Raw genomic sequence first — 16,270 nt, forward strand, 5'->3', positions numbered from 1 at the left:
GAATGGAGTTCAAGATATTTTACAATGAAGCTCTTTTTCTGAAATGAAGATTTTATAGCCCTGCAGGAAAATGTGCTGAATTTTTTATTTGTAAGTTCTAAATGTGAAAAACCAGTTTTTGATAGGAACTGGAAAACCTACTATGGTTTATACCATATCATAAATTTCATCAAACAGCTTTTTATCCAACCGTTCTTGTTGTCCGAAACTTTTCTTCAAAACATTATGAAGTACTGCATTAAAGGCATTGTAACCCAACCATAGATTTGGTTCTTCATTAAGCAATAAGGCTTCATAATTCAAAGTTTTGATGACCTCACGAGACTTTTTTGAAGGGTCACTATTCATATCACTGCACTCGTATCTGAACAGCTTCGTTCTATCGAGTATGGCTTTTACAAATTCTTGTGTATCGATGATTTTAAAGGCTTTCATCTTTTCAAATTTCTTAGTAATGGTATAGAATTCATTGTCTAGAAATTTATCAAACAGGTTGTTTAACCTCGGCATAATTAGACTCGTGTTATTCTTGCTGTGTTTAATAGAAAACTCGATTTCTGCTTGTGAAACGTGTAAACCATTTGAACATACTTTTCTGTAAAATCCAAAATGTCCTGAGGTCTTTTCACTACCATCATACGAGTTTTTAAAACGAAGCATAGGGAGTATTAAATCCTTATGGTTCTTGACGGTAAACTGGCTTTTATCCTCGATTATAAAATCCATAACAAATGACCTGTCATTTTTATTGATGGTACGCTTATGATAAGTAAGTTCTGCATCTATCAACATCCTTTCTGCCTTTTTGAAAAACAGCTGATTGGGTATATGCCCATAGCTATTGGACACTACATTGACGATTTTCCCATTAGAAATAATGGCATTTTCCAGTCCTCTTCTGGACGCAATTCCTGTTAAACACTTTAATGATGTCATCTCCGATGATATGAAGATGTCGTCCTGTTGTAAATTACTCAAATACATAATAATAAATTTTAGATTAAACAATATTTGAGCGATAACCCAAACGGAAGCTAAAATCTTAGCTCAAAAGGAATCGGAATAAATAGCATGAGAAAAAGTAGTGGCTTTATGCCGAAGTCTTTTGATGGAAGTATTTTACGTGTTTAAATTGCGGGGGGATTGTATAATAAAACCCTAAATTACAACAAGTCCTATCAAAAATTTATAAAAAGAAATAAAAAATTGATTTAATATTAGATGAAGTCAAACCCTATAATTTCTTATTATGAGTACAAAAAATATAAAATGTTGTACCTATGTTGTACCCAAATAAAAAAAGCTCCTCAAAAATGAGAAGCTTTTTACTGTAAATTAACTTTTAAAAAAGTGCGGATGGAGAGACTTCCTCTCCATTTGTTATCACTGTTATTATCAAAATCATATTAAGTTGTGTTCACCTAATTTCACATTAAACTCCAAAAAAACAATCAAAAAACGAATTTTAGTTCGATTTCATATTATGAATATATAAAAACTACTAAATAAAATTTAAAAATTTTTTAATTTCCTCCCTGAGTGGCATCACTCCAATCGTCCGTCCTAAAAGAAGAAACCGGTAAAAGATTTCCACCGTAAAGAGATGCTGTTATCCAATTTCTCCATCCATACCTTACTGCAACGGGATTAGGCACCTTATCACTTGAAACAAAAACGTTCTTTCTTTTTGAAACAATTTCTGCATTTGCTGGATAAAACACCCTATCGTTTCCAGCAATTTCAAAACCAGTAAGTCGATCAAAACTATATAACCCCAAAGCATTATGTTCAAATATCAACTCTATCCCACCTTCTTTCACCTCTAACGTTTTATACACAGGTGATTTACAAGCAACCTGTGAAAAACCATAGGTTTGATTCAATGCATTGAACAGCAACCTATCTGCTATTTCTTTCTTTTGAGGCGGATGTCCAAAATTTTCTCGACCAAGATCCATGGTAATAACTATGCCTGAATTTGGAATATCATCCAAACACTCCAACTGAGCTTCTCTCATAAACGCACTATTTTTTTCACTTTGGAATGCCTCATTATTCTTATAAGAATAAGGGGGCAATTGCACATAGAAGAATGGAAAGTCACCAATATTCCATCGCGCTCTCCAATCATTAATCATTGCAGGAAAGAGCATTTTGTATTTTTCGGGTTGAGTAAAGTTTGATTCGCCTTGATACCATAATGCTCCCTTTATTGTAAAAGGAATTAATGGATTTATCATGGCATTGAACAAAGCAGTCGGAGTTTGATTTGCTCGCTTTGTCGCGTCAACACCTTTTAAATCTACCTGCTGATACATACTCAAAACTTCACTACTCATCCATGCCTCTACTTTACTGCCACCCCAAGAAGCATGTATTAAACCTACTGGACAATCTAAAACTTCCTGAAGCTGACTTCCAAAAAAATAAGCTATAGCACTAAATTCACTAACACTATCTGGTGCTGCAAGTTGCCATTGAGAATATTTCTCTAAATCTTCTTTAGGGAATTTTGCGCCCACCCTTCCTACATCAAATAAACGTAGATTAGAATTTTTAGACTTCGCTATGGCCATAACCGAACCAAAAGTAGGCTGCCCTCTAAACCCTTTCAGCGGTTGTTGCATATTCGACTGCCCTGAACATAGCCAAACCTCCCCAAAAAGTATATCTTCCAATAAAACCGAAGATACTTCGTCAGTTATTCTTATTGTTTGACTTTCCTTACTATTAGTGGTTATGATATCCACTCTCCAACTCCCCTTATCATCTGCCTTTGTCTGAATGCTGGCATCTATCCACGATGCCCTAATATCAAGCTTTTCATTAGGATTAGCCCACCCCCATAAAGCAACCGTTGAACTGCGCTGTAAAACCATTTTGGACGACAGCAAAGCTGGAAGTTTAACTTCGGCATTGATAAACTGAACCAATAATAAATTTATCAGAACCGTTATTATTAAAACTTGTTTTTTTTTCATTGACTATTTTTACTTGAATTGTAGTTAAAAACCCTTTATTATTTATCTTCTTCGGAATTACTGTCTGAAAATATAAATTGGTTTTGATCATCCAAAACCTCGTCTTTACCGAAGTCTTCCGAGAACATGAAAAAGCTTTTCGGCACGTCTACAAGCGCCCCGTTTTCCTGAAGTTTCAACCTCAATTCCTTTATATCAATATCTAAGGGGGACTTGTTTTGGTTTACACATAAATGAGCCACCGTGCCTGCTCCTTGCCCCACAGCCATTAATTGCGGTGTTACCCTAATAGCTGCCAATGCTTCATGCGTGGCATCGATACACCTTCCATTAATTAATAGGTTAGATATCCCCTTTGGCACTAATGAACGCAAAGGCACTCCATAAACAGTACCTTTTTTAAAGAATACGGAATTAGTTTCAACTTTATCCGGACTGTGGATATCAATAGGATACCCTCCTAAAGCAATAGTATCTTCTGGAATAGAAGCACTAATGATATCTTCTTCGGTTATCGTATAATGGCCATCAATTCTTCTTGTTTCACGAACACCAACTTGGGCGGAAGTGTCCATTCTAACACAGTTTTCGAACCCCTCACAATATTTTTTTAAAAAATTAAATATTTCTACGCATTGTTTTCTTCCTATCATTTCTGCTTGAGACAACTCGTAAGGGTCTGTACCATCAAGCCCTTGAATCCTACTCATATTTAAAATAAACACCCCAAGGGTACCGGTTTCGAATAACAGCACAAATTCTCTAGGTACGGAAACCTCACCTCTCTTTCTAGCTTCTTTGAGTTCTGGTATGTATCCTTTTAAACTAATTCTTGGTGCAGTTTCCAATCTTCTCAGCCCTTCCTCCTTTCCATAATCAAACAAACAGCGTTCTGGGTACTTTCGGGCATATTCCTTTACCTTTTTCCTATCTACATTGGCTACTTTTAAATTCATAGTGAGCGGCTGCATCAACCCATCTGTATCCCTTCCCGATTTAAATGTTAATCCAGCCATCTTTGCCAAATCACCATCCCCGGTAGAATCTATAAAGAAATCTGCACGATACTCCACAAGTCCGTTTTTATTGGCCGCAATTATTGACTTAACCTTCCCATCTTCAACAACTACATCAACCAAAATGGTATGGTAAAGTATGGTGCCTCCTGCTTCGGTCACCATGTCTTCTAGCTCAATTTTTAATGCTTCACTATCAAATGGCGTTATAGTGGAACAGTAGGTTATTACATCTTCTATGTGCCCAGGGCTGGCTCCTTTGGCCTTTAAACGTTCAATCAATTCGTCAGGATATCCCAGCACAACTTGTTCGCCTACATTATTATGAAAGGTCATCATAGGCCCTACCCCCATCGCAGTGAGAGTCCCTCCCAAGAAGGCATATTGCTCAATTAACAAAACATTAGACCCTTCTCTTGCGGCGGCTATTGCTGCCATAGACCCAGAAGGACCTCCTCCACAAATAATAATATCAAAACTTTCCTTACTTATATTCTTTTTATCTATCATATTATTTTTTTCAATTTGTTCAAAACTTATTCAAAATATAAACTAAACCAACTTTTTGACCATTCTTGAGTTTAATATCCATTCATAACCAAATACCACAACTAAAACGGTAAGAGCTCCAAGCGGATATCTCCAAAAAAAACCGATTTCAAAAGCAAAACTCAGGTAAGTGACCAAAAAAACCGAACACAATGTTCCCACTAAAATAGTCTTCCAACTGCCTTTCCTCCATAATGCTAACAAGGCAATGCCTAACAACGCTCCATAGGAATACCCAGGAACACCTAAAGCCATATTCAAGAGCCCTTCTTTGCTAAAAGTATTGAATGCAAATGCCACAACGGCAAACAAAGCACCAACCAAGGCTATAGCTATTTTACTAGCTTTTAAGTAATGTTTATCATCCGCTTTCTTCTTAAAGTATTTTTTGTAAAATCCAAAAATAGTGGTTTCGCCCACAGCTGTTAAAGCTGATGTTAAGGTAGATATTCCTGCAGAAAACAAAGCTGCGATGATAATACCCGAGATTCCATCTGGCAACTCATGAATTACAAAATGAGGAAAGACCCTATCTTTATTTTCAGCTATTAAAGCTGTGCTCTCTGCTGATGGCGGATAGATTTGATACCAAGCAAAAATGCCAATACCCACTATGAGCATTAATATAGTTGAAGTAACCGTTAAACCTGAAAAAATAACAGCCTTTTTTGCCGATTTTACGTTCTTACAACTTAATATCCGTTGTGTCACCACTTGATCGACAGCATAAGACCCTAAATGAAAAATTGAAGCCCCAAAAATTCCGACCCATACCGTGAAGTTTTTTGTTGGATCTAAGCTTAAATCAACAATTACTGTTTTGGCATGGGCATCTGCTATTCTCCATGCTTCTGAAAATCCCCCATCGATACCTCCAAAAATAAACACCATTGCTATTATAGCTCCTATAGTAAATACCGTCCATAAAAGAAAATCGGTCCATATGACTGTTGAAATGCCTCCCATAACCGACCAAAACACCGCAAATGCAGACATTATCAATATACTTTCATAAATACTTATACTGGTCCCTAAGATCTCGCTTAACACAATGGCCGTGGCCAACAATTTTACCGCTTGACTCAATATTACAGCAACAAAAAACAACCCCCTGGCCAATTGACTAACATGACTGCCTAAACGTACTTCCATAAACTCATATGGACTGGTTACATTTTCTTCGTAAAACGGTTTTACAAAAAGGTAAGCCATGATAATATTCCCAACAACAAAACCAGGTAGTACTATTAAATACTTGAGGTCTCCACCATCTCCATAAATATACGCTGGTACCGTAACGAATGTAGCAGCACTTGTAGTGGTTGCAATAATTGAAAATGAAACGACCCACCAAGGTATTGTTTTTCCTCCTACGAAGAAATCGTTACTGGACTCGCTCTTCCCTCTGAATATATACCCCCAAAAAGAAGTTATTACAAGTAGTGAAATTATAATTATGATATTAAGTGTAGACAGCATGCTTTAATGTTAAATGGTTTAATAAAGGAATAAGCTTAATTTGGGTTCTCTCTGTTAGAGAAATTCAAATTTCTTTTAAGTTGGTAGTTGGGCCACAAACATTATGTACCCCTTACCGAATTATATTAATTTATTCTTTTACAATTAATTGATTTATGTATTTATTGTCCTCGAATTCGACTTTTAAAACATACAGGCCTTGAGGCAAACCACTCATATCTACAGTTGTAATTTTATCCTGGATTTTTAAATTCTCAAATAATTGTCTCCCTTTAAAATCATAAACTTGTACACCAAAAATATTAGCATTGAAGGACTTTAGGTATAAATGATTTGTTACTGGGTTCGGAAAGACTTTAACGTTTTTCCTCAAAGAAGTTGCCATTGACAGGGTTTTATTGTTTTGAGCTTTAGAACCCGATGGTACCACAGAAACGTTTCTAAATTTAGCTGTGGCTGTTTTAGAGTCGTCAAGAGATGTAACAGAAAGACCTATATATATGTCATTAACCATGGAGATTGTTTGTGAACTAACAAGACTCCAAGTTGTTCCATCATTTGATTGATATCCTTCAAAAACATCACCTGTTCTTTTAAGTTTTAACCAACGGTCTATTGAAGAAGCATCTGATACCTTACTAGTTGAACTATCAGTTAATTCCCTATATTGAAATGCATTTCCACTTTCCGGAGTAGTATAAATTAACACGTTTTTAGAATCATCATCAAGTGTTTCTCTAAACATTAATCCTGTCTTTACATAATCATTTATATCTGGAGAAATAGACTGAATCAAACATACAATTTCTCCATCCCCTGAAAAGGGTTGATACACATACTGAAACTCATCATTATTACCCCAAATATTTATCCCAGAACCTTTTACCGTAAACAAACTACCATTTGTGGTTGCACTTGCATAACCAGAAACACCTACAGCCCCAACATCTGAATTTTCCCAAGGTTCCGGTAAAAAACTAGAGGTTCCTCCTCCTGACTCTTCTGGAAGCATTTCAATTCTTATATTGTCATAATAATAAGTATAGCTAGAATTATTTTCCGGATCAAAAGTAAAAGTAAATTGATCTACGTCAGAATCTAAAATTGATGGATCAGGGGTACTGTTATAATTAAAGGATAATGACTCCCATTCATTTTGAACTGTGGTTGTGATTTTGTAAGTACTATTTCTTCCATTGGGATATGAACCGTACTTTGCTTCGTTTTCAAAATTTAATTGAATATCCGTACCAACAGGAGCATTAGTTCTAACTTCCATTTTTATTTTATAATTGCCTGATTTAAATAAACCTGCATCTTCTATAGCTGTTGGGCTACTAAAAACAAGTTTTGCATATGAGTTTGTACCATCTGCTACAAATTTCCCCACCCCACTGGTCTGATTAATTCCTGAAACATCCGGATTTACAGATCCATTATGGTATCCGCCAATGACTGATTCATAAGATAAAATACTAATACCGTTATAGTTTCTTAAAATTGTATTGTCTTCAACTTGAAATGGGATACCCTCTAATGCAATTTTACTATTGCCATCGTGGACAACTACATACAACCTATATGCTCCTTTCTCAGTAGGTGTATTAAATTCAACTGTGTTGTTACTTGTTTGGGTTATTAATCCTGCTAACTCAGGGAAGCTATTACCAGAAGTTGCGTCTTTTAATTTATATCCTTCTTCAACGATTGCCCATTCATAAGTTAAAGAATCAGAATTTGGATCGTATGCAGTGACATATGCAGAATTTACCGCTCCTTCATATAGCGTGATATCATCATCAGCCTCTAGGCCATTCAGCTTAATATCGGTAATTCTAGGAGCTCTTTCTGCTGGATAACTTCCAGTCCACTTATATTGCATAGCTTCAACAACTTCAGTTGACTCTCCAAGGACATTAAACATACTAAACCAAGACTCCACTTGACCATGATTTTGATGTCCCCAAACAAAAGCATAAGAACCTAAGATTTGCCCAGAAGACTCACCTTCTATGTAATTACTATATCTAGTTCGATAGATATATGCTTTACTAGTACTACTTAATTCAATGGGGGCAAGCCATTCTGTTCGGTTAGTATTTAAGTTTTCCCATGTACCATCAACTCCCCATTCTGTTACAATATATGGTCTTGTCCAACCATTACTGGTTAATTGTGTTTCTAAATTATATAAATTTTTATAAACATTTACTCCTAATATATCTATGGCAGGGGCTCTTGAATTAATCTCGTCGATATCGACATCATGAGCACCAGCCAAAACAGTCATAGTAGGGTGCCAGGGATCTTCATCGTGTATCATTTCAGCTATGTCATTAACAGCATTCCATAATCTATAATTTGTATAACGCGCATCCGCTTCATTCCCTATAGACCACATTAAAACTGCCGGGTGATTTTTGTATTGATTTACCCAATACCTAAAATCTTCCAATTGTTCTTTTACAGCGGTGGTATCATTATAATTAAACCCATGCTCTTCATGTTTAACATACAGCCCCAATGAAACTGTTATACCTAGAGAATCGGCCTTGTTTAATATATCTATTGTGGTTGAATCTGTTTGGTATGTACGAATTGAATTCCCTCCATATACAGGTAGTGAATCAAGAAAATGTCCACTGTATGCAGCGCCTTTTATAAAGTATGGGCTTCCATCTCTTAAAAGCTGAAAATCACCATTACTGAGCGTATCAATAGAAACCTCTACAGCTTGACTAAAAACAGTCAGGTTAATTAATGTCAAAAAAATAGTAGTTAGTACTTTATTCATAATAATTATGGTTTAAGTTTATTTAGTCATTGATTGTAAATTTCCTTAAAACAGAGTAAATAAATCTTTAAAATAAATTCAAATTTCTTTAAAATAGTCGCAATTTATTTTAATGAATAACTTCTCTTATCGATTGATATACAGAAACCAAAGGAAGTTAATATCTTTAATAGGACATGTCTTTTTGAGAAGTAAATCTTAGATTTATGAAATTAACGCAAATCATTTTTCGAACACTATTAATAGAGAGCAACCTAAAAAATCCGTGCTATTTATTGGATAGTATCCAAAAATTTCATGAACCCTTCGGGGTTATTATATGATTCTAATTTCTCTTTGTTTATTTTGCTAAATTCTTTTCTAAAATTTATAAGGGTATTATAATATTTAAGATCAATAGCATCATTAGACATTTGAAGAGGGGTTTTTCTCATGTCATATAGTTGTTCGTTATTTTTGTTTCCATTAAAATAAATGCCATAATAAAAATCAGATGACACCAATCCCATACCTGTAGAAAATTCTATTGGAATGTATTCCCTGTCAAGCTCTATATTGGCATCGAAAAATAAAGGAGAAAGATCTTCTCCTTCTACATCAGTTTTAAGTTCAGTTCCTGCCAAACTAAAGATTGTAGGCAAAAGGTCTAACCCATTAGATATAAGGTTCTTATCATCAACACGCCCTTTAATAGATGGGTGAGAAACAATAAAGGGAACATGACACACTTCGTCATAAAACAGTCCTTTTCCGGCCATTTTATGAGATGCATTAGACTCTCCATGATCACTAGTAAATATAATATACGTATTGTCACCTAACCCACTTGCTTTTAGCCCTTCTAAAAGCACTCCAACCTCACGATCTATTTCTTCCACAAATTTGGTATAAGCAAATCTATGAAGCTTCCAATCAATATCATCGTAGTCACCGCGGAAACGCCCAAAAGAGTTGGCCATACCTGGTTTACCTTTGCTTCCTGAAATAATGCTAGGTTCATTCATTTGGGGCAGATAATTATCAGGAAGAGGTGGCGAATTTTTCAAATAGTAATCAATAGGTTCAAATCCACCTGCTCCTAATTCTCCTTCGGGTATGCGAAGGTTAGTCAAAACTGACTCTCTTAATAAATCTTGCCAACCTCCCCCATCAGTTCGATCGTATATTTTTTCTAAATCAAACTTATTATCTTTTATGTGAGCATAACAAATATCATGTGGATTCATTAGTGAAGCGACCATAAAAAAGGGATAATTTGTATATTGATTTTTGTGTTTTCTTAGCGTTTCAATTGCTTTGGGAACACAATCAATAGCTCTATACTCTTTACTGTTGGCATAAACCTCAAAACCAAGATCCTTAGGTAAGAAGCTATTATTCTGCCATCCAAAATGATCCTTTCCTCCGTAATAAGTTTTATATCCTTTCTGCTGTAGCTGGGTTGCTATTTGGTTTTGTTTAACGAAATCTTTCACGTCAACAGGATTATGCTCAATTCCCTTTGGCACATGAAATCCAAAATACGTAGGCCTTTTCCCCGTGAACATACTTACACGAGAAGGAATACAAACTGGATTAGCTACATATGCTTTATCAAAACGTAATCCATTTGCCATTAATTTATCGATATTTGGAGTTTCAACATATTGATTGCCCATGGCAGAAAAGAAATCCCAATTTAGTTGATCAGAAATAATAAGAAGAATATTCGGTCTGTTCTCGTCTAATTGAGCTTTTTTGATTTTCTCACTATTATCTTGACACGAAATAGTACTTAAAATGCAAAATACTATTACATTAAACTTTCCAAATGTCATTATATCTTATTTTATTTTGTGATTTTAAACTTTGAATTCTCAACAAAATCATTCAACTAAAAATGGAATTACAGCAGAGGCTGCATTACCTTTTTCATCAAACACAAACGCATAAAGTCTATACTCCCCTGTTTGTTTCATTTCAAAACGAATATTTTGTTCATTATTAGTTTCAAAAACCCCATCAATTCCAGTTAAAACCCCTAACGAGTGGTCTTCCTTGCCCATCACAAATCCCTCTTTCACTATTTGCCACTCATAGGTCAAACTTTCCCCTTCAAAATCCATCGCCTTTATGGATGCTCTGTTTTCTTGTCCAATTTTTACTTTAATACTATGGTCTGCTGTTAAACCGTTTAACAACATATCTTCTCCTTTTACTTGAGGTGCCCTATTTGAAGGGAACGTACCACGCCATGAATAATGCATGGCGTGAACCGCTCCCAACGGATGTTTTTTTCTCGTAAAAAGCCCGTACCAAGTAGCCACTTCTCCATGGTTTTGATACCCCCACAAGAACACATAAGACCCTGCACACCCATCATTAGCATTGGCTATAATATGTTTATTGTAAACTTCTCTATAAACCTCAGCCTTTTCCGTACTAGTCTGCTCTAGCAGGCTTCCCCATGAGGTTTTCGGAGGGTTTTCCCATGTTCCCCTTGGGCCCCACTCCGTAATCAAGTATGGTTTTTGCCAACCAACTTCCTTTATTTTTTTATGTGAGTTTATAATGGGCGCATAGGTATTTATTGACAATACATCTAAGGACGGAGCCCGCTCCATTATTTCCTTTATATGATCTGTTTTTGTACCCGCCAAAACAGTAGTTGTCAAGTGATTGGGATCTACTTCATGAATCATATCTGATATTTCACCAACTGCGTCATAAAGCTTAAAGTTTGTAGCTCTGGAATCTGCTTCATTACCAATTGCCCACATTAACAGTGCAGGATGGTCTTTAAACTTAAGAACATCTGCCTTTATGGATTTAAATTGTTCCTCTACCGCGGCATCATCATTATAATCAAAACCATCTGTTTCACGCTTAATCCAGATACCAAGACAAACAGTTATTCCATGTTGCTGTGCAGAATCCAATACAGCTTGGGTATCTTCGTTAATTGAATAGGTTCTTATAGAGTTCCCTCCATAATTTTTTACTTCATCTAAAAAGTTGTTGTAAGCTGCCCCTTTAACAAAGTAAGGCACTCCGTTACGATAAATTCTTGGGTTCCCCCCATCATTCCTCACTTCTACTTTTGCAGGGCCATCGGCAGGTTGATCTTCTTCGGTTATGTCTATTTGCTCTTGGGCTCTATCACTACTGCAAGCGGTTGTTTTTAAAGCACATATTGCAAAAAATAGGTAAAAAAATATTTTCATCATCTTCATTTTAATTTAGTTTGTTGTTCTTTTTATTTTTAGCGTTCCGATACGCACTTTCGTTTGATTGTTCGAAACAAGTAGCTTTACCGAATTATCATATTTACCTGCCTTAAACTTAATGGGCTCTTTATTAAGTTTAACCCACCCCTGTTTTTTGGAAAAATCTATGTTTAGCTCTGTATTATGTGTGTCGTGTTGTACAGCTACTTTTTGAATACCCTTTGAGTTTTCTGGAACCTGCAGATAAACATCGTATAACCCCGTTTCATTTATCCAAGGGTTGAATTGAACATAATCTCCCAATTTCGGGGAGTTGTTAACTAAAAGTTTTCGGGTGCTGCTCTTTTTAATGTCTTCCAAATGAAAACCTCGGTGACTTATGGCTTTAGAATTAGGAGTAATCAATACACTTTCACCTGTCATTCTCAAGGGTTCAATAATTTGTTTTTCATTGTTGATGCTATTACTTAAATACACCGTTTCTTCAAAACGCTTTGTCCCAGATTTAAAAGCTTGATAAGTAACGCGTACACTATCGTTATTTTTTAAATCCAATGCTATATCCTGTTTTTTAATTCCTGCTAATGGAACATTTAATGAAAACTCACCTTGCGAAACCATCTGGTCTTTATCGAACAATTTCACCTGCCATTTAACATCTATCACTGTTGTGGTATCCCTTATATCATCATTATGTATGGTAAGGATTCTTTTACTTGATAGTGGAGACACATAGGGATTCGCACTGGCACTCACATCAGTGCGCTTATCATATTCATAATCAAATACGGCTATAGGTGAATAACTACGTTTCCAAAAATCTATGGGGTTATCCTTCATGCCCTCTATAGGATTTATAATCTTAGAGGTTTCTGGATTGGTCCATGGATCAAGCAACGGCATTAATGCATAATCAGGTCGGTAGCCTACCTTTTTCACATCATGGTCTTCCCAATTTATTCTGAAATGTTTTTCTTTTGGATCTGTGGGTTGTCCGAATAATTTTTGAAGTGTATAAAACGTAAAAATCATTTCGTAGCCCGTTGACCTGTGTCCTCTAAAAATGGAAAGTCCTTTTTGTACTGAACTTACACGATCATAATCCAAGGGCTCATCGTAACAGGCATTATCTTCATAAACATACAGCAGTTTATCCTTCCAAAATTTATCATGACGGTTATAAATATCACTAGTGTAACCATCCAACCCCATTGAATAAGAGCACGCAGCAGTTACTATGTTTTCACTGAGGTAGTAGCGGGGTGATAATTGTGTAGCCGTTAGTGGCCTGGTTTTATCATACTTTAGTGCCTCTTCCTCCCATTCTTCTTGATAAGGCGTTTCGTTGGCCAGAGACCAAAACACAATAGAAGGGTGGTTCCTGTGCTTTTTTATCAAATCACGGATCGCTTTACGTTGATTTTCAATAGTACCAAAAGCACCTTTATGATTGCCGTTGTTTATTGTAGATTCGGCTATCATAAGCATTCCTTTTTCGTCTGCTATTTCGAACTGACGTTTAAGGCTCATGCCCCGGTGGGTTCTTAAGACATTTATGTTTAACTCTTTTGAGATATCCAGCAAGTACGACCAATATTCTGGGTTATATAAAAACAAACCTCCACCAACACCTTCTGTGTAACCATCCTTCCAAGTGGGTTCTAATGACTCTCCTCTAAGTCGCATTTTTATACCATTAAGATAAAAACCCCGTTGTTCAGGATTATTTGATTGAACGGCTTTTACCTGCCTAAAACCAAAACGTTCTTTGTGAACAGAAACACCATTTATGGTTACATTAAAATCGTAAAGGTGCGGGTTATATGGCCACCATAATTTAGGGGATTCCCATATATCCGATAACTTTAAATTTTTCTTTTGGTTGGGTTCCAGTGTTACCAATATTTTAGAATTGAGCTCAAAAACCGTTTTTTCTCCTTTCCAATCCGTCACAAAACCACCGACCTCTATTTGTCTACTGCATTCCGATTGATTCCAAACTTCAATGCTTGCCGTGATTCTTGAGGAGTCGACATCGGTCTGGATGAACAAATCGTTGACATTAACTTCAGGGACTCCTCTCAAAACCACATCTCCAATTATTCCATTGTCTATATTACGCCATCCTCTATCTTTATTATAGTAATCGCAGCGGTCACCTAAAGGGTAATCAATACCTGTTTCTGGATGGTCTTCATTTGGAAAATCCCCCTTAAAAGCATAACTAAAATCCTGTACAACTATCTTAAGTTCATTGTTTTTTGACGGTGCTTTAACAGCTTTGGTTATATCGACTGTGAATGGCAATTTATTCAGATGTGTATAGCTTTTATCTGGGTTCTCTCCCTTAATGAGCTGACCATTTACAAATACCCAACACACAAAATTCACGCTTGAAAAGTCAATTTTTATGCGCTTTCCAGATAAATCATCAGGTAAGTCGAAAGTTGTTTTGTATTCTCCTTTGTGCACATACTGCCAGAAATAAGGGAAATCGAAATCGCCTTTAACCTCCTTTTCTCCCGGATTGGAAACAGCTGAAGACCAGCTCATGGGCACTCTTACTGGCTGTACACTCCACCTATTCAAAGAGTCATTTATGGCCTTTACAATAAAATCATGATTCTGATTGGGTTCTCGCCAACGGCCTTCCGCATCTAATTCATAACCAAAGAAGGGAATTTTTATTGGTCGAAAAGTCCAATTTAAGCCATTAAGAACAATAGTCTCATCTTTTTGATTTTGAAAATCTTTGCAAGAAAACAAGCATGCTAAAACAACTAAGTATAGTATTGATTTCATATCTTTTTATTGCACTAAAAATGGAATACTAGCAACAGAAGCATTTCCTAAATGATCCAACACATATACGATTAGCCGATATTCCCCTTCTTCATTCATTTTAAAATTTATTAATCGTTCATTGTTACTTTCTATTAACCCAGAAATCCCAGGTAACATGGCCTTTGATTTGTCTGAACGACTTAAAACAAAGCCTTCTTTTACGATTTGCCATTCATAATAAAGGCTATCACCGTCAAGATCTAAAGCATCTACACTAGCTATATTAATTACTCCTTTTTTAACCTTAATACTTTGGTCTGCCGTTTTCCCATTGAGAATCATTCCTGAGGAATACACTTCAGGCGATGTGTTATCTGGAGATTCTCCTGTCCAACATTCCTGCATAGTGTAAACGCCATTTAGCGGATTACCATTTTTTGTAAATAACCCGTACCAGGTCTGTACGGCTCCGTGGTGTTGATAACCCCAGACAAAAACATAAGATCCCACACAGCCTTTATTTCTATGATTATAAATATAGTTTTGATAATATTTTTTATAATAATTATTGGCCTTTTCAGTACTAGTGGGCTCCACAAGCCGCCCCCAATCTGTTGATTTCGGATTATCCCAGGTTCCTTTTGGCCCCCATTCAGTTATTAAATATGGCTTTTTCCAGCCTGAAGCTTTAACATTTTTATGAGCAGTTACAATGTCTGCATAGACATTAACCCCAACTACATCAAGAGAAGGAGCCCGTTTAATGATTTCCTTGAAATCATCCACATCTGCTCCAGCCAATATGGTGGACGTGAGGTGCAATGTATCTACTGATTTAATAAATTTTGAAATATCTTCTACAGCATTCCAAACACTTGGTTTGGTATACTCAATATCTAGTTCATTGCCAATACCCCACATTAGAATTGCCGGATGATCTTTGAATTTTAAAATTTGTTCCTTAACAGTTTCAAATTGTTCTCTTACTAGAGCCTCGTCATCATAATCAAAATTGTGATCTCGCTCCTTTTTCAACCCTATACCAAGAACCACTGAAAGCCCCTGTTGATAGGCCATATCCAAAATACTTTGTGTTTTGTCATTCACATGGTATGTACGTATGGAATTACCGCCATATTTACCTACTTGATCGTAAAGATGGTTACTAGCAGCACCTTTCACGTAATATGGCTTACCTCCTCTATATATGTACGGAACACTATCTACATAAACCACTTCATTCTTTGGAATCATAGACGTTGTCCGTTTATCTTTTGAATTGTTTTCTTTTTTATCACAATTCAAAACAGACAAAAGCACCAATAAACTTAACCTTCTAATTGTAGAACTTTTAATCACTAATTTTTTCAAAATATGTGGAATATTTAAATATTTAGATTCAAGAACAATCAATCAAAAATTGCATTGAAAAACATAACAGTTTTGAATCAAGCCAAAGTC

The 16,270-nt window shown here is 35.9% G+C and carries 9 protein-coding genes; all 9 read right to left on the reverse strand.

Annotated elements, in window-relative coordinates; genetic code table 11:
- Window positions 1–147: 147 nt before the first annotated feature.
- Window positions 148–984: a DUF932 domain-containing protein gene (locus tag J1D01_RS15135; RefSeq protein ID WP_421151430.1), complete on the reverse strand. Its 837-nt coding sequence runs from the start codon at window positions 982–984 to the stop codon at window positions 148–150.
- A gap of 539 nt (window positions 985–1,523) precedes the next feature.
- A complete protein-coding gene (locus J1D01_RS15140) occupies window positions 1,524–2,981 on the reverse strand; it encodes a sialate O-acetylesterase (protein ID WP_421151431.1) in 1,458 nt (485 codons plus the stop codon).
- Between the two features lie 38 nt (window positions 2,982–3,019).
- Window positions 3,020–4,507 (reverse strand): FAD-dependent oxidoreductase, encoded by a 1,488-nt coding sequence (locus tag J1D01_RS15145; RefSeq protein ID WP_421151432.1) that lies wholly within the window; start codon window positions 4,505–4,507, stop codon window positions 3,020–3,022.
- 42 nt (window positions 4,508–4,549) lie between these two features.
- Window positions 4,550–6,025, reverse strand: coding sequence for a sodium:solute symporter family transporter (locus tag J1D01_RS15150; RefSeq protein ID WP_421151433.1), 1,476 nt, complete (start codon window positions 6,023–6,025; stop codon window positions 4,550–4,552).
- Between the two features lie 130 nt (window positions 6,026–6,155).
- On the reverse strand, window positions 6,156–8,819 hold the full coding sequence (locus J1D01_RS15155) for a T9SS type A sorting domain-containing protein (protein ID WP_421151434.1): 2,664 nt from the start codon (window positions 8,817–8,819) through the stop codon (window positions 6,156–6,158).
- Window positions 8,820–9,091: 272 nt separating this feature from the next.
- The gene (locus J1D01_RS15160) at window positions 9,092–10,636 is read right to left on the reverse strand and encodes a sulfatase (protein WP_421151435.1); all 1,545 of its coding nucleotides are present in this window, start codon (window positions 10,634–10,636) and stop codon (window positions 9,092–9,094) included.
- Window positions 10,637–10,684: 48 nt separating this feature from the next.
- Window positions 10,685–12,025, reverse strand: a complete 1,341-nt coding sequence (locus tag J1D01_RS15165) for a glycoside hydrolase family 2 TIM barrel-domain containing protein (RefSeq protein ID WP_421151436.1) — start codon at window positions 12,023–12,025, stop codon at window positions 10,685–10,687.
- Window positions 12,026–12,037: 12 nt separating this feature from the next.
- Entirely contained in the window at window positions 12,038–14,827 is a 2,790-nt protein-coding gene (locus tag J1D01_RS15170) for a glycoside hydrolase family 2 protein (RefSeq protein WP_421151437.1), read from the reverse strand.
- Between the two features lie 6 nt (window positions 14,828–14,833).
- Window positions 14,834–16,222: a glycoside hydrolase family 2 TIM barrel-domain containing protein gene (locus J1D01_RS15175; protein WP_421151438.1), complete on the reverse strand. Its 1,389-nt coding sequence runs from the start codon at window positions 16,220–16,222 to the stop codon at window positions 14,834–14,836.
- Between the last annotated feature and the right edge of the window lie 48 nt (window positions 16,223–16,270).

The organism is Seonamhaeicola sp. NFXS20, from assembly GCF_049132085.1.
Lineage (GTDB): Bacteria > Bacteroidota > Bacteroidia > Flavobacteriales > Flavobacteriaceae > Seonamhaeicola.